The sequence below is a fragment of the Nitrososphaera sp. genome (genome assembly GCF_037447015.1).
Classification (GTDB): domain Archaea; phylum Thermoproteota; class Nitrososphaeria; order Nitrososphaerales; family Nitrososphaeraceae; genus Nitrososphaera.
The window spans coordinates 65,967-80,847 of sequence record NZ_JBBIHK010000003.1; the positions used below are offsets into that span (position 1 = coordinate 65,967).

The following is a 14,881-nucleotide window of genomic DNA, read 5'->3' on the forward strand; positions in this document are numbered from 1 at the left end:
GCAGTAGTAGCGCCGCGCTGTTCTCTTTTTATTTATTTACTTGACCACTACTTGGCCGGTCATCCAAGGGTGGATCGCGCAGACATAGTCGTACGTGCCTGCCTGCTCGAACTTGACCGAGAACGACGTCACAGGCGGGAGCCCTTCCGGTGCCTGCCCTTCCGGCCAGATGAACCCAGAGTTCAGGTACTGCTCGGAGCCGCGCATGGCGTACTGGGTGTTTGGAGGGAGGTATGACGCCTTGCCGTCCCCGTCTATCACGGCGACGTTGTAGGCGCGCGCATTGGCCCCGAGCATGGCTGTAGCGCCCTGCGGGCCGGGGAATGTGAACGCGTCAGAGTTGCCCGGCGCAAGCGGCTTGACCGCCGTCGAGTTCGATATCAGGTAGGGCTGCTCTATAGGCGCAAACATGGCAGGATCCTTGAAGAACGTCACGGTGTGCGGCTCGGCCACGCGCGTCGGGTTGTACCAGACCACCGTCTCGCCGACCTTGATGTTGGCGACAGGCGGATAGAACTGCGTCAACGGCGCAACGGATCCACCGCCGCCTGCCCTGACCTTGAATACGCCATTCTTGTAGTCCATGTGCCGGCGGCTCTTGCCCACGTCGGTTGCGACCCTGTCTTCCTTTGCAGCCATCGTGCTCATGGCGGTGCCTGCAAGCAGCGCGGCGCCAGCGGCTATGGCCAGCGCCATCAATACATATCTTTTGCTCACCATCGTCATATTATTGCTGGTCGGTGACATCAGGTCGGTCAATAAAAGACTTGTGGAACCGGGATCGTCAGCGTTTCAGCGTAGCGCCCTTGACCTCGCTCAGAAAGCCAAGGAAGGTTATCGTGTGCTCTTTGCTACACTTGGCACACACGAGGATCCCCGTCTGCGAGTTGCTGCCGCCCACCACCCTGTCCGTATATTCGATGAACTTGCCGCAGTCGCACTTGATCTTTTTTACTGCCACAGCCGACCTAGAGGTGTCGGCGTATTATATAATCTTCCTCTTCTGGCACACAACGCGCCTCCAGACCTGCAAAATCTGGACCGGTGGTGAATGCTACATCCTGATGGCGAGTGCTCCGCAAGGCCGTTCACGCACCCTGATATATCATGCACGCCTACTTGCCTGCAAGAGAAAAGATGATCATGACAACGACGGCGGGGCACCATGGCAGGTACCGGTCATCTTGTCGCGAGTGCGGCCACGAGCTAAAGCCGCACCTGCTGTGCGCACAATGCGGCGAGCACATCAGCTGGACATGCTCAAGGTGCGGCAGGATAGACGACTCTACTCACGTCCACGGCTAGCTAGCCATCCCCCGTCATTATTGTTGTTATTATTGCCGCCGCTGATGACTTGCATCATAGTCATCCATCATCCGCCGGTCGTACGCCTCGATTATCTTTTGGAGCGCCGAGTCCTCCTCCCTCACCGCTTCCAGGAACTCGTCCAGATACCCAAGCTTTTTCACTTTCTTCAAGGTATCCTGAAAATCCCTGTTGTGCGCCTTTTCCATCTCGGCAACCCGGGCGACGCCGCCTCCAAGCGCCGAGCGCACCAGTGCCTGCTGTATGAGCAGCCGGTTGTACCTGCTTGATGCAAAGTAGCGCCTGAAAATGTTCATCCGGCCGTCCTTTCCTGCCTGCCCAAGCTCTTTTGCAGGCGGCAGGTGGTACGTGATCATCGTCACAACGTTGAAATCGCGTCAGGCCAAATATAACCTAGACCGTGGGCGAGTCATTATCGCCGCCGGCGCCGTCCCTTTCAGCAGCGTACACCTGCCGCACGTCAGAGTAGCCGCGCTCTTGGGCGTACAGCCACACCTTGCCGCACACGGCGCAGGTTATGCGCCTTTCCCGCGCACAGTGCTCCAGCTCGTAGTGGCTGCAGCGTATCTGATACTGCCTCTTGTGTGCCTCCATCTCGCGCAGGGTGTCGATGTGCCTGACCGAGTTTTCCGACAACGATTGCGCAGCCGCCTGCCAACAATATAACGCTATAGGACGTGCCTCTTGCCCCGGTACGCCACCTGCACCGCGTCCACGCCGGCCAGCTTTTTTGCCTTGTCCGCCACCTCTGCAAGCCACTCGTCGTCGGCGCCCTTGGCGTTCCTGATCGTGACGCCCTTGTACGCAACTGCCCTGTCGCTCCCTGTTTCAGGGGCCGCAAGCACATAGTCGTCGACTTCAATATCCTTGAACTTTTGCCTGATGTCGGCTATGAGCGCCGACGCCCCCTCCGGCAGGTAGATAACCAGCTGCCGACGTGGCCGGCGCAGCATGATTGCCGCTGCAAGCGCGGCTCCGGCCGCTGCTGCCGCCGCTGCAATCACCACAATTATCGTCACCGCCACACCAGGCGTCGAGGCTGAAGGAGAAAATAAAGCGGCAACAGGAGCAAGCACGCCACGATCAGGCAGGGGAGCAGGTTCGGGCGCCACAAATCCGATGATGGCTATGGTGCCGTCGCCGGCAGGCGGAGGCAGCCGGGTCTGCCCGTCGCTTCTGGCAGTAAGGTAGTAAGTGTATGTGCCGGCAGGGACTTGCTCGCCCAAGGCGCTTCTCCCATCCCACGAGACGGAATTGGCTCCCATTGCCAGCGTGCCGTCTATGCTCTGGACAGTCTGGCCATGCTCATTCTTTATGCGCAGGACATAGCTGCCCGCCGCAGACGAGTAAAAGCGGATCTGCGCGGTATCGCCGGCCACGGCATCGATCTGCGGCTCTGACAGGAGGGCGATTGCCGGCGCCGACGGCGGAACTATCAGGCCGGAAATCGCAACATAGTCTCGGATGCCAGCGTCGTCATTGATGTGGCCGTACGCAGGGCTCCCTTTTTCAGGCCCGTCTGCAAGCGCCATCTTGTCAGACAGGGACCGCAGGACATGGTGCTTTTCAGAGAACAATTCTTTTGCCGTTACCTTGTCTGCAAGTGGGACGATGAAATAGTGCCTGAGTGAAGGGGCAGGCGAGACCGTCCTGCCTGTCACAGCCTGCACGCCCACAGAATCCGACAGCTTGCGTAAGACGGGCGACGCAGTTTTGCCGCCCCGGGAGGCCGAGTCGGCAAATGCCACCGAATCGGAGACAGACCTTGCAAACGACTTGGAGCCGCCCGTGGCAGTGGCGTCTGATAAAGCAACTGCGTCTGACAGGTTCACCTGTAACGACGCAGGCAGACGACCGGGCACAGCCGACACTGCGTCACCAATGGTGATGCTTTCTGAAGTATCTGCAAAAGCAGTTGCGGTTGACGCTAGGACAGCTAGCATCATGGCAAATATAGAGAGCAGACACCTTCCAATCCCCATTTACAGGGATTTTTTCCAGATATTACGTATAAAAGTGCCATGAAAGAAGAAGACAGAAAAATCCTCCATTCTGGACGGCGGCAAGCCTGGGCAGCTAGACCGTCGAGGCGCCGCTGCCGTCGTCGTCCTGGTGCCGGCGGCGCACCTCAAGCGAGTCAGAGCCGGTGATGCTCTTTACCCTGTCGGCAATCTCGTCGAGCCAGCTGTCGTCGGCGCCCTTGGCGTTTTTGATAGTGACGCCCTTGTACAGGTCGTTGCCTCCCGGCTCGACATAGTCTTCCACCACGGCGCCGGGGAATTTCCGCTTGATATCGTCGATGACTTCGGCCGCGGCGGCCGGCACGTACATGACAAGCGGCTTTTCACGCCTGAACAGGAACAGGAACCCTGCTGCTCCTGTCACTGCCGCGGCTATGATTATCAAGTAGAGAGGGTCGATCTGGCCGCCAGGCTCTTTTGCCTTTGGCGTGCCTATGATGGCTATCCTGCCGTCGCCGGCCTCCGGAGGCTGGCGCACGCCGCCGTCACTTCTTGCAGTGATATAGTACCGGTATTCGCCGGGGGGCGCCTGCTCTCCCGACGACTGGACTGCGCCGTTCCATTCAACGGTGTTCGGGCCGGCGCTCATGCGGCCCTTCAGGTTTGCGACCACGTTGCCTTCGCTGCCCGTTATTTTCACCTCGTACGAGCCAGCCGTGGTGGAATGGAAAGAGATGTCAGCGACCTCGCCAGGCAGCAGGCTGACCTGCGAGGGCGAAGTGACGGCGATGGTCGGGGCCGTTGGCGGCACGACCAAGCCCGAGACGGCGATGTAATCCCGTACTGCGAGGTTCGACTCAAGGTCGATGTGGGGCGAGCTGCGTACATCGTGTGCATCGCCAAGCGTCAGGCCGTCAGAGATGGACCGTTCGAATACATGCGGGACTGCTGCAGGAGGGGGAGAAGGTGGAGGATTCCTTACTGGCGGGTTTTGCGTGCCAGGGTTTGGCGAAGGCGCCGGCTGCGGTTGATGGGCAGGAGGGTTAGAAGGCTGCGGCGGCGATGACGCGGCATGGCGGGCAGGGCTGGCCTGATCGCTTGCCCGGAGCGAATCTGAAACGTCGCGTGTCAGCTGCCGCGGCGCACTGGCAACCCGCGAAGCCGAATCGGTCGCGCTCAATGAATCAGACAGGTTGCGCGAGAGGTGCACCGAACCCCTCTGGGTATCGCCCGAGATAGTATCACCGAACCCGACGCCGTCGCGGACCTCTGTAGGTGGGCGAGGGGCTCTTTCCATGCGCGGCATTATCGAGTCATCTAACGAAAGGTTGTCAGATAGCTGCACGTCAGGATCCAGTGCAGCAGGCAGCAATGGCGGTGGCGAAGGTGAAGGCTGAGGAGGAGGAGGAGAAGGAAGAGGCATCTGCTCGATTTCAGCGGCAAGCGCCATGGCCTCGTCGAAATTCTGTTGCAGCAAGAGTGGCTGTTGTTGCTGTTGTTGCTGTTGTTGCTGTTGTTGTTGCTGTTCCTCGCCACCGCCGCTGCCTCCTGCCTCTTGGTCGAGCTGCAAAAGCCCGGACTGTTGCAATAGTCCTATCAGGCCGGCGTCATCTCCCGTCCTATTGCCGCCGTTATCCCTTCCGCGACCACTGCCCTGGCCATTATTGTCGCCCCTTTCATCGCTGCTGCTGTTGCTGTTGTTATTGTTGCCGCCGCCCTGCGACTGGGCGAACGCTGGAGTAAAGAGCAAAGGGCCGGCCGAGCCCATCAGCAGAACAACAGATAGGCCAAGGGCCAGCCAGATTTTTCTGTCACTTCTCCGATTACCATTATTACTATCACCATTACAGTTGCTATTGCAAATCATCATCTGGTGTATGTCCTCTATTTTTACACGCGCAGCGGGCGCCGGAAAAAATTTTGAAAACATCGTATAAAAGGCCCATGAAGAGAGAGTGCAGAAAACTTTCAGCAAAAAAGATCATGTACGTGCCGCCGGGAACAAGGTTATTTAGAATCGTGTGCAATCCTGCATGTGCCAGCAGCAAAAAACAGCAGGCGCTCGCCGACAAAGACGAGCGGCTTTGGGGTGTCCAGAAGGGAAAGCCACGACTCGTCCGGCTTTTACGGCCGCAGGCTGTACGGCGGCAACAACAATAGTGACAACGATAATGATGATGATGGCAATAATAATAATAACAACAGCAGCAATGGCGACGCAGCGGGGCACTACCCCGAAAACAGGCTCCCCGAGGGCTGCGCCAACAGGATTTTTTGCAAGAGCAGCGAGCGGATGGACGAGCTTCCGGACTCTTGCGTCCACCTGCTTGTGACCTCGCCCCCGTACAACGTCGGCAAAGAGTACGACTCGGATCTCACTTTGGGCGAGTACAGGCAGCTGCTTCAGAGCGTCTTTGCAGAGGCGTACCGCGTCCTTGTGCACGGCGGCAGGGCGTGCATCAACATCGCAAACGTCGGCCGCAAACCGTACATACCGCTCCACAGCCACGTCATAGCAGACATGCTTGCAGCAGGCTTTCTCATGAGGGGCGAGGTGATATGGAACAAGGGACCTAGCGCCGGCGCGTCCACCGCCTGGGGCAGTTGGCAGTCTGCCGCAAACCCTACGCTGCGGGACACGCACGAATACATACTGGTGTTTTCAAAAGGCACTTTTTCAAGAAAGGCAGCAGAGGGTAAAAAGAGCACGATATCAAAGGAGCAGTTTCTGGAATACACCAGGAGCGTATGGGAGTTCCCGGCCGAGTCTGCAAGGAGGGTCGGCCACCCCGCGCCGTTCCCGGTGGAGCTCCCGCACAGGTGCATCCAGCTGTACACGTTTGAGGGCGACGTGGTGCTCGACCCGTTCTGCGGCGTAGGCGCAACCTGCGTCGCGGCGGCTGCAAGCGGCAGGCTGTTTGTCGGGTACGAGACAAGGGCAGAATACACAGAAAAGGCAAATGAGAGGCTGGCGGCGCTACCGCGGCCGTCAACAACGACGGCTGCAGATACCATGCAAAAAAGAAATATGCAGCGTCTGCGCTAGCAGAGGCGTGCCAGCAACAGAAGGAGAAACGACGACAACAACCGTCTACCTGAAATACGAAACCCTTGACGACATGCTGAAGGTGATCATTTATTCCGCGCAGTCGATGCTCGGAGTCGTGCCGATGCTGTACTACATCAACCATGAAAACAGGCACCTGCTCTTCATCCAGACGGGCACGGTCGGCAACGCGACCGTGCACTATATCGCCCAGAAGGATAGGCCGGCAAAGCGGTTCATACAGCTAAAGAGGCTGACCGGCGACTACTCGTACGTAGACGGGATAGGCACGGACGCGCAGTCGCTGTACGTGCCCATACTAAAGCTTGAAAAATCGACCCTGAAATTCCCGGCATGAAGCAAGGAAGAAGAAAGGGCAGGGGCAGCAGGGCAACAGACAGAAAGGCAAGGTCGGCAAACGAGATAACAGAGCAGGAAGTCTCGGCTTTTCTTGAGGCGATCAGGGGTTTTGACGGCTATCCCAGGCTGCGCGACCTCGGCGGGCTCCTCCCTTCCATGAGCGACTACAAGATAAACGTCGTGTTGCGCTACCTGCAGCGCAAGGGAGACATCATCGTGGACAACGACGGCTACATCTCGTGGGTGAGGCCGCCGGAGGGCGGCGAGAAGGAGAGCCTCACCCTGGCCGACGTTGCCAGCATGAGCGACGATGTCAAAAGACTTCTGAGCAAGGACGATAACGGCGACGGCACCGGCAGTTAGTTAGGCATTTTTATATCGGCCACGCCTTTGCCCACCTGAGATGAGAGGCAACGGCACCGGCAGGAATATTGCTGCTACTGCCATCACTTCGGACCAGATGTACGCCATAGAGGAGAACGGCCACTCTAAAATCGGCATGCGCAGGTTCCTCATGATGGAAAACGCGGGCCACGGCATATCAGACCTCGTGGCAGACAGGGCAGAAAACAGAAAGGTGGTGGCCGTGTGCGGCACCGGCAACAACGGGGGCGACGGCTTTGTGGCTGCGCGCCACCTGGCAGGCAGGGGCGCCGGCAAGGTTACGGTTATACTGCTTGGCAGCCCGTCTGACATCAAGAGCGAAGAGGCAAGGCTCAACTGGGGAATAATAGAAAAGATGGACTCGGTAGAGATAATATTTGGCAAGGAGGTTGACGGCGCAATCCGCAAAAAGATATTGCAGGCAGACATCATACTGGACGGCATATTTGGCACAGGCATCAAGCGCGACATTGCAGAGCCGCATGCGACGGCCATAGACCTGATAAACGAGGTCAGGAAGAAGAAAAAGGCGTACGTGGTTGCAATAGACGTGCCCTCTGGGCTTGACCCAAACAGCGGCAGCATACACGACAGGTGCGTGACGGCAGACTGCACGATAACCTTCCACCGCATGAAAAAGGGCCTTTTGGCAAAGGGGGCAAGAAAATACACTGGCAGAGTATACGTCGAGCGGATAGGCATACCGCCAGAGGCAGAAGAGGGAGTGATAACGAGGGCCAGCAGGAGGGTGCGCACGCAATAGCATGACGACATCGACGAAAACGACGACAAAAGTGCTACAGATACCGGTGGGCCAGATGGCCAACTTTACGTACATTGTCGCCGACGAGGAGACCGGCGAAGCGGCAGTCATCGACCCGTCGTGGGACCTCGAAGAGGTTTTCGGCGCGCTGAAAAAGAACGGGTGGAAGGCAAAGTACGTGATAAACACGCACTCCCACTTTGACCACGTGCTTGGGAACGAACAGGTGGCCAAGGTGACCGGCGCCAAAATAGTCCAGCACAGCGCGTCGCAGCTGGATAAAGACATCGCAGTATCAGAAGGCGACGTGATAGAGGTCGGAGGCGTCAGGATGAGGGTCGTCCACACGCCGGGCCACTCCAAGGACAGCGTCTGCCTTGTCATAGACGGCGAGGCGGTGTTCACAGGCGACACGCTCTTTGTGGGCAACTGCGGCAGGACCGACCTACCCGGGAGCGACCCACGGGAGATGTACCGCAGCCTGTTTGAAAAGGTGGCAAGGTTTGACGAAAAGCTCGTAATGTATCCGGGCCACAACTATGGCTCAAGCCCCACGTCGACGATAGGGCGCGAGAAAAAGTTCAACCATGTCCTCCAGCCCCGGACCGAGCAGGAATTCCTCGAGTTCATGGGCTCAGGTGACTGACTTATGCAGTTGCTTCGAGACATAGTCTGTAGTGGCGGTGGCAGCGGTGACAGCAAAGCAGGTTTCTCTGCCAAAAAGCCCGTCTTTGTTTGCGTCATATCGCACACTGCCACAAGCGAGGTCCCGGGGCTGACTGTGGCCGGCGCAAACCCCGAAATGATAAAGTACACGTCGGCGGCAGACGCCGAGTTCCTGTACCACGGACACTGCAAGTGCATACCGGCAGTCCCTGCCACGCCTGACGGCAAGCCCACGCCGGCGGTGATAACGAGGGCCGCGCTGGCCCTTGCCAGCATGCCGCTTTTCATAGCCGACTCGGGCGCCAAGGTCAAGCCCCAGGTGCCGGCCATATCGTTTGGCCTCCAGCCCGGAGGTAACATTTCCATCGAGGACGCCATGCCCCTGCATGAAGCAGAAAGGGCATTTGGCTACGGCAGGCTGCTTGGCGCCCAGCTGGCAATGACATCCGACCTTGTGGTCGTGGGCGAGAGCATACCTGGCGGCACCACCACGGCACTCGCAGTCCTTGGCGCGCTCGGAGTGGACGCCAGGTTCAGGGTGAGCAGCAGCATGCCAGACAACCCGCACAAGCTAAAGAACGCTGTGGTGGACAGGGCATACGCGCGCGCAAAAGGCGTCAGGGCGCCACTGGAGGCGGTGGCGCGCTTTGGCGACCCCATGATGCCAGCAGTGGCAGGCATTGCAGCAGGCGCAGTCGAGCATGGCAGGGTCATGCTGGCAGGCGGCACCCAGATGGCGGCCGTGCTTGCAGTGATGAAGGGTCTTGGCGTCCCCCTTGCCAGAGTTTGCATAGGGACTACAAGCTATGTGGCAGGCGACAGGTCGGCAGACCTTGCCGGCCTTGTGCGCCAGATCTCAAAGAGGACGCCGGTGCTTGCGTGCGACCTGCACCTTGGCGAGTCTTCCAAGCAGGGGCTGCGCGCGTATGCAGACGGCTTTGTCAAAGAAGGGGTCGGTGCAGGCGGCGCGTCGATAGCGGCCATGATGAAAACAAAGGCGGACGGCAGAAAGATGATGAAAATAATAGAGCGCGAGTATTCGCGCTCGATAGAAAAAGCATCGGTGGCTGAGATGGCGGCAACAGGACCGCCGCAACCATGATCGGCGGCTATTTGAGCGATATCTCGATCGTGTCCTTGGCGCCGGCAAACATCTGCGCCATCAGCTGCTCCTGCAGCTTGTAGAAGTACGACTTGAGCCCGACGCCGTAGCCGCCTATCTGCTGCTGGACTGCAGACACTAGGTGCGGGGCCATCCTGTCAGAGACTGCAATGTAAAACCGCGTCTTTATCTTGGCGTCCTGCGAAATTCGCAACTCGTGGCTTGCAACCGGCGGGGCAGACTTTTTGGCCTGCGCCTCTATCGCGCCATAGATCCTAAAGAGCATGTCGGGCTTTATCTCGCACTTGTCGTCGTCCATCGTGATATGGAACGTCTTTGGAGTTGGTCTTGGCGTTTGCATCGGCATTGGCCGCGTTCTGCCGTAAAAAGCAGGGCAAAGAGCTTTGTTTTACCTTCAAGCTAGCTTGTTTAGCTGCTTCTGCTATGCTGCTCCGGTATGGAGGGTGCGAAGGCAGGAAGCCTTCTTGAGACAAACCTGCTTGAAGGGTCGACAAACCTCCAGGGCAGGTCTGCCGCCTTGGTTATGCCTATCCTTGGAGTCGAAACCACCTGCCGCCTTCCTCCCTCCAGGTCGCCGGCCTCCTCTATGCAAAGGCCCGACCCCGGCACAGTCATGTCAAGCCCGTTCTGCAAAAGTGTGATGCCCATTGCCTGCGTCAGCCTGCCGGGCCCCGACGCCAGGAGCAGAGGGTTGCCTGTCCCCCTCAGATTCTGCATCACGCCGACTCCTTCTACCGGCTCGATGCTGCGTATAAGGACGGCGCCTGCCGGCGCCCTGTCCGGCGAGCGCGCAGACACGTTCACGCAGTGGTGGCTGCCGTAGGTGAAATAGACGTACGCCACCCCGACAGGGCCGAACATGACCCGGTTCCTTGCAGTGGGGCCCCGGTGCGCGTGGCTTGCAGGGTCGTCGGCGTGCCCGTACGCCTCCGTCTCCACAATGACGCCGGCAAGCCTCCTCTTTTTGTCGAGTACCCGGACGAGCACCTTGCCTATCAGGTCGTGCGCGACCTGCGGCGTCGGCCGGCTGTAAAACTCGGGTGGAAGCAATCTGGATGACGACGAGGATGATGAGCGGGATGCCATTGTCACATAAAGTCCTCCAGCGACGAGTCGGCGCCGGCGTTGCTACCGGCGTCGCCCTTTTGGATCTCCCGGGCAAGCTTTTTCAGGTCGGCTTCAAGGAGCGAGAGCATGCTGCGGTTATAGATGGCCGCGGCTGGGTGGATCGTTAAAAAGTATTTCTGGCCTGCCTTTTCTATCACCTTGCCCCGGTTTGCCGTGATAGAGCCTCCACCAAGGAACGACGAGTAGGCCGTCCTGCCCAGTATGCAGATTATCCTTGGCCGGATGAGTGCCACCTGCCTTTCCAGGTACGGCCTGCACGCTGCCACCTCGTCTTCTTCTGGCACCCTGTTGTTTGGCGGCCTGCACTTGACCACGTTTGTGATGAACACCTGCGAGCGGGGTATGCCGGCGCGCTCGAGCATCTGGTCAAGTATCTTGCCGGCCGCGCCGACAAACGGCCTGCCTTTTTCGTCCTCGCTCCTGCCCGGCGCCTCGCCCACAAACATCACCCGGGCTGCAAGCTGCCCCTCGCCGGGCACTGCGTTCTTTCTTGTGCGCGCCAGTTTGCACAGCGGGCAGCCCATGACCTCTGCAGCCACCTTTTCAAGCGAGTCAGCCGCCGTCTCGACCACAGCTCTTTTGGACAGTACAGCACCTTAATGTCTTTTCTTCTTGTCTCTGTCTTTCCGATAGTAATGGTAGGCGACAAGAACGGCGCCTATAACCGCGGCAAAGAGCGAATAGGTGTACGAGTTGGTCACGATAAAGCAGTTGCGCTCCAGTTCGTCCCTCCCTGCCGCTGCCGTCGCCGGCGATGGCGGCATTGAGGAGCCGCCACCACCACCGTCTCCGCTGTCGAGCCGGGCAAGCTGTGTAAGGCACGCGGCGCCTTGCACGTTCAAAACCACGGCAAGCGACGAGCCGGCCGCAAGCATGACAATGCCTGCTGCAAGGTACTTGCTTTTGCTGCTGTCATAATAATTATTATTGCCAGCGGCAGTCATTTCCCCGGAGCAGAGCCTTTGCTGTCATAATTCCCGGAGCGTATCTGCCGGATTATGTCCAGCACGTCGTCGGCGTCTGCAGCTTCGGGGTTGACCTCCAGGTACATGTTGAGTGCGTTGAGCGCCTCTTCCACCCTGCCGCTTTTCAGGAGCACGACGCCCTTGTCCCGTATAGCGTCTGGGTTGTACTGGTCTATGGCCAGGACCATCTCGTTTGCCACTTCGTACCGTGCCATGTCCTGCGCCTCGAAATAGCTCCCCTTGAGGTTGTTCAGCATGCGCACTATAACCTGCGCGGCCGTGGCCTTTTCGACAAACGCCCGGGTCAGCGCAATGTTCTGGCGCGGGTACGAGTGCTCAAGGAGCGCCTTGAGCGCATAATCGTCCATTATCCGGCCGTGGTTGAACGGGTCGACTATTATCTCGCCGTTGTCCCCTTCCATCACGTGCTTGATCAGAAAGTGTGCCGGAAAGTTGACCGGGAGCATCGCAAAGTTGACGCCCTGCGCCACCCGCATGTACAGTATAGACAGAGTTATCGGTATGCCCGTCCTTTGCTCGACTACAACGTTGAGGTAGCTGTTCAGTGGGTTGTAATAGTCGTCCTTGTTTGGCCGGAATTTCAGGTCGTTGAACAGGTGATTGTTGAGGGCCTCTATCACCTGGGTCGGCCTCGGCGGGGTGGTGGCCGCCTTTTTGAGCGCCTGCTGCACGGGCGCGCTCATCTGGTCTATCGCAGACAGGGCGGAGGCGACGTCAAGGTCAGGGTATGCGAGTATTCGCGAAAGGTGCAGCGCGTATTCGGCAAGCCGGCTCGCATCGTCTGACACGGTGACGTGCCTGACGACGCTCCTCTCCCAGTCCTGTATCTTTTTTTCGATATCGAGACCGGCCAATGTACCCTTTCACAATGCCTTTTGCGCCTATTTATGTCAATCATGGCGCTGCAGCATGCTTTTCCGGTCCCGGCTTTCATGACATAAAAAACAAAAATTACGCTAAATATCGAACTTTGGCCCAAAAAGATAATTGCCATGCTTTTATGTCAATCCAAAATACTTGCATGCCAGCAAATTTTTAACTAAATGCTTTTATTCAAACCTCTTTGCTCTGACCTTCATGAATGCAGACAGTAAAGTGAAAACTTTACTCAGCTCAAAACTCGGTCTGGCGGGTCTGGCAGCGTTGCTGGTTGCGCTTGCAGGCGTAGGTCTTTCTGGCAGCGCATTTGCATACACTGTTGATGATCCGGCAGTGAAATACCACTGCTTCCAAACCAACGATGACGGAAGCTACAAGTTCCAAACAGACGAAAATGGCAATCCAACGGATCAGCTAATTCCATGCGAGATCAACTCAGGCGACACCGCATGGATGCTCACATCATCTGCTCTGGTGCTCATGATGACTCCGGCAGGCCTGGCAATGTTCTATGGCGGCCTCGCAAGGAGCAAGAACGCGGTGAGCACCCTGCACATGGTGTTCATCACGACAGGCGTCATCGCGGTTCAGTTCGTGCTTTACGGATACAGCCTCGCCTTTGGCCCTGACGCGACGGGCAACGGCTTTATAGGAACGCTTGATTGGGTCGGGCTGCAGAATGTCCTGCACGACGTGCCTTCTGCGGCGTATTACGGTATAACCGGCCCCAACATCTCGCACCAGACATACATGGTATTCCAGATGATGTTCGCCATCATCACACCTGCCCTTATCGTGGCGTCGCTGGCAGAGAGGATGAAGTTCAGCGCGTTCATCATATTCATCGTCATCTGGGCAACGTTCGTATACGACTTTGCAGCGCACTGGACGTGGAGCATCTCTGGCGCAGACAACTATGGCCTCACGCCAGGCTACAGCAACTTTGGCTGGCTGGGAACGCTGGGCTCGCTTGACTTTGCAGGAGGGTCTGTCATTCACATCACGTCCGGCTGGTCAGGGCTTGTAATCGCGCTGATGCTTGGGCGCAGGCTCGGCTACGGCAAGGTGCCGATGGAGCCCCACAACATAGCCCTCGTTGTGCTGGGCGCAGGTCTGCTGTGGACCGGCTGGTTCGGCTTTAACGCAGGCTCGGCGGCAGCGGCAGCCACAAACGCGGTCAGCGCCTTTGTCGCAACGCAGGTGGCGACAGGCATGGCAGCAGTCACATGGGCACTCATATCGTGGGCGCACACTGGCAGGCCGTCGACGATAGGCGCGGCTTCGGGCGCAGTGGCAGGGCTTGTGGCCATCACCCCGGCTTCAGGCTTTGTGTCGCCAATGTCGGCCGTCGTCATAGGCATCATAGCCTCCATAGTCTGTTACGCGGCAGTCGCGTTCAAGAACAAGCGCAAGTGGGACGACGCGCTGGACGCATGGGGAGTGCACGGCGTTGGCGGTCTTGCAGGCGCTCTGCTCACGGGCATCTTTGCAGAAAAGAGGTTCACCCCGTGGGGGGACGACGGCCTTGCGTTTGGCAACCCGGCGCAGCTCTATGAGAACGCGGTGGGCGCGTTTGCGTCGCTTGCGTGGGCGATGGGCATCACTGCAGCCATCATCAAGATAATGGACGCAGTGTGGCCCGGAGGCATCCGTGTCACGCCAAAGGAGGAAGAAGTCGGCCTCGACCTGGCGCAGCACGGCGAGCGCGCATACGTGACAGAGTAGGGAAAAGAATCTCCCTCTTTTCCCTTTTCTTTTTCTTTTTTGTCTTGGGACAGATTCTAAAATAGTCTGCTTTATCCATTTGTCGGCGGAAGAACATGGTAAAGAGCTCGCTTGCAGTGTTTGGAGTTGGCATGGGCGCAATGTTTGTGCTGCTCTACGCCGCAATGACGTACGAGCCAGCGTTTATGAGCAACGATGATGATGGCAGGACGTACACCCGGCTTTCATGCGCTCCGGCAAACAGGGAGTTAAAGTTTGGCTACACATGCGCAGACATCTTGGAGGCGGCCAAGATAGCCAGAGACGATGCAAGAGTCATCGAGGCGGCCAAGGGCAGCGACTTGTACCTTGTAGGCTATGCTTTTGTGGACGACGCGGGGCCAGGCGGCGTTTCACAGTCTGAAGATCCAAAGCATTACCCGTTCCTGAACTTTTTCTCGACTGCCGACAAGAGGCTCGTTTCCGTGTGGGTAGACCTTGAAAGCAGGGTAGCAGTAGAGATCTACAGATAAAAAGGCTCCAACAATCTTATAT

20 protein-coding genes are annotated in these 14,881 nt (G+C 58.1%); 9 read left to right on the forward strand and 11 right to left on the reverse strand.

Translation table 11 applies throughout. From position 1 onward, the window contains the following. Positions 1-36: 36 nt before the first annotated feature. Together WKI84_RS02065 and WKI84_RS02070 are read right to left on the reverse strand one after the other, a co-directional pair. Positions 37-699 (reverse strand): hypothetical protein, encoded by a 663-nt coding sequence (locus WKI84_RS02065; RefSeq protein WP_337861854.1) that lies wholly within the window; start codon positions 697-699, stop codon positions 37-39. An 85-nt stretch (positions 700-784) separates the two neighbouring features. Then, positions 785-961 carry a hypothetical protein gene (locus WKI84_RS02070; protein WP_337861855.1) on the reverse strand — a complete coding sequence of 59 codons (177 nt, stop codon included), beginning with the start codon at positions 959-961 and terminating at the stop codon, positions 785-787. A gap of 146 nt (positions 962-1,107) precedes the next feature. On the opposite strand from WKI84_RS02070, the gene WKI84_RS02075 reads away from it, so the two are divergent. Next, on the forward strand, positions 1,108-1,305 hold the full coding sequence (locus WKI84_RS02075) for a hypothetical protein (protein WP_337861856.1): 198 nt from the start codon (positions 1,108-1,110) through the stop codon (positions 1,303-1,305). A gap of 29 nt (positions 1,306-1,334) precedes the next feature. Here WKI84_RS02075 and WKI84_RS02080 read toward each other — a convergent pair whose 3' ends face one another. The 4 genes from WKI84_RS02080 to WKI84_RS02095 form a co-directional block, all read right to left on the reverse strand. Next, the gene (locus WKI84_RS02080; RefSeq protein WP_337861857.1) at positions 1,335-1,688 is read right to left on the reverse strand and encodes a hypothetical protein; all 354 of its coding nucleotides are present in this window, start codon (positions 1,686-1,688) and stop codon (positions 1,335-1,337) included. A gap of 31 nt (positions 1,689-1,719) precedes the next feature. Then, the gene (locus WKI84_RS02085) at positions 1,720-1,962 is read right to left on the reverse strand and encodes a hypothetical protein (RefSeq protein WP_337861858.1); all 243 of its coding nucleotides are present in this window, start codon (positions 1,960-1,962) and stop codon (positions 1,720-1,722) included. A gap of 32 nt (positions 1,963-1,994) precedes the next feature. Next, on the reverse strand, positions 1,995-3,272 hold the full coding sequence (locus tag WKI84_RS02090) for a FlgD immunoglobulin-like domain containing protein (protein WP_337861859.1): 1,278 nt from the start codon (positions 3,270-3,272) through the stop codon (positions 1,995-1,997). 130 nt (positions 3,273-3,402) lie between these two features. After that, a complete protein-coding gene (locus tag WKI84_RS02095) occupies positions 3,403-5,055 on the reverse strand; it encodes a FlgD immunoglobulin-like domain containing protein (protein ID WP_337861860.1) in 1,653 nt (550 codons plus the stop codon). 267 nt (positions 5,056-5,322) lie between these two features. Between WKI84_RS02095 and WKI84_RS02100 the strand changes: the two genes are divergently transcribed. The 6 genes from WKI84_RS02100 to WKI84_RS02125 are packed head-to-tail and all read left to right on the forward strand — an operon-like array spanning position 5,323 to position 9,608. Next, positions 5,323-6,333 carry a site-specific DNA-methyltransferase gene (locus WKI84_RS02100; protein ID WP_337861861.1) on the forward strand — a complete coding sequence of 337 codons (1,011 nt, stop codon included), beginning with the start codon at positions 5,323-5,325 and terminating at the stop codon, positions 6,331-6,333. Between the two features lie 7 nt (positions 6,334-6,340). Beyond that, positions 6,341-6,691: a hypothetical protein gene (locus WKI84_RS02105; protein ID WP_337861862.1), complete on the forward strand. Its 351-nt coding sequence runs from the start codon at positions 6,341-6,343 to the stop codon at positions 6,689-6,691. Further along, complete coding sequence (locus tag WKI84_RS02110; RefSeq protein ID WP_337861863.1) at positions 6,688-7,056, forward strand: hypothetical protein; 369 nt, start codon at positions 6,688-6,690, stop codon at positions 7,054-7,056. Before WKI84_RS02105 ends, WKI84_RS02110 begins: the two co-directional genes overlap by 4 nt. Before the next feature lie 40 nt (positions 7,057-7,096). Beyond that, a complete protein-coding gene (locus tag WKI84_RS02115; RefSeq protein WP_337861864.1) occupies positions 7,097-7,840 on the forward strand; it encodes an NAD(P)H-hydrate epimerase in 744 nt (247 codons plus the stop codon). Position 7,841: 1 nt separating this feature from the next. Next, positions 7,842-8,486: an MBL fold metallo-hydrolase gene (locus WKI84_RS02120; protein WP_337861865.1), complete on the forward strand. Its 645-nt coding sequence runs from the start codon at positions 7,842-7,844 to the stop codon at positions 8,484-8,486. A 3-nt stretch (positions 8,487-8,489) separates the two neighbouring features. Continuing rightward, positions 8,490-9,608: a TIGR00303 family protein gene (locus WKI84_RS02125; RefSeq protein ID WP_337861866.1), complete on the forward strand. Its 1,119-nt coding sequence runs from the start codon at positions 8,490-8,492 to the stop codon at positions 9,606-9,608. Between the two features lie 7 nt (positions 9,609-9,615). On the opposite strand, the gene WKI84_RS02130 is transcribed toward WKI84_RS02125, so the two are convergent. From WKI84_RS02130 to WKI84_RS02150, 5 genes are all read right to left on the reverse strand, one after another. Beyond that, a complete protein-coding gene (locus tag WKI84_RS02130; protein WP_337861867.1) occupies positions 9,616-9,969 on the reverse strand; it encodes a hypothetical protein in 354 nt (117 codons plus the stop codon). A gap of 68 nt (positions 9,970-10,037) precedes the next feature. Next, the gene (locus WKI84_RS02135) at positions 10,038-10,715 is read right to left on the reverse strand and encodes a DNA-3-methyladenine glycosylase (protein ID WP_337861922.1); all 678 of its coding nucleotides are present in this window, start codon (positions 10,713-10,715) and stop codon (positions 10,038-10,040) included. A 2-nt stretch (positions 10,716-10,717) separates the two neighbouring features. Further along, positions 10,718-11,329 (reverse strand): uracil-DNA glycosylase, encoded by a 612-nt coding sequence (locus tag WKI84_RS02140; RefSeq protein ID WP_337861868.1) that lies wholly within the window; start codon positions 11,327-11,329, stop codon positions 10,718-10,720. A gap of 24 nt (positions 11,330-11,353) precedes the next feature. After that, a complete protein-coding gene (locus WKI84_RS02145) occupies positions 11,354-11,701 on the reverse strand; it encodes a hypothetical protein (protein ID WP_337861869.1) in 348 nt (115 codons plus the stop codon). Then, positions 11,698-12,597 (reverse strand): transglutaminase-like domain-containing protein, encoded by a 900-nt coding sequence (locus WKI84_RS02150; protein ID WP_337861870.1) that lies wholly within the window; start codon positions 12,595-12,597, stop codon positions 11,698-11,700. Before WKI84_RS02150 ends, WKI84_RS02145 begins: the two co-directional genes overlap by 4 nt. Before the next feature lie 289 nt (positions 12,598-12,886). Between WKI84_RS02150 and WKI84_RS02155 the strand changes: the two genes are divergently transcribed. Together WKI84_RS02155 and WKI84_RS02160 are read left to right on the forward strand one after the other, a co-directional pair. Beyond that, positions 12,887-14,347 carry an ammonium transporter gene (locus tag WKI84_RS02155; protein WP_337861871.1) on the forward strand — a complete coding sequence of 487 codons (1,461 nt, stop codon included), beginning with the start codon at positions 12,887-12,889 and terminating at the stop codon, positions 14,345-14,347. Between the two features lie 95 nt (positions 14,348-14,442). Then, positions 14,443-14,859 (forward strand): hypothetical protein, encoded by a 417-nt coding sequence (locus WKI84_RS02160; RefSeq protein WP_337861872.1) that lies wholly within the window; start codon positions 14,443-14,445, stop codon positions 14,857-14,859. The last annotated feature ends 22 nt before the right edge of the window (positions 14,860-14,881 follow it).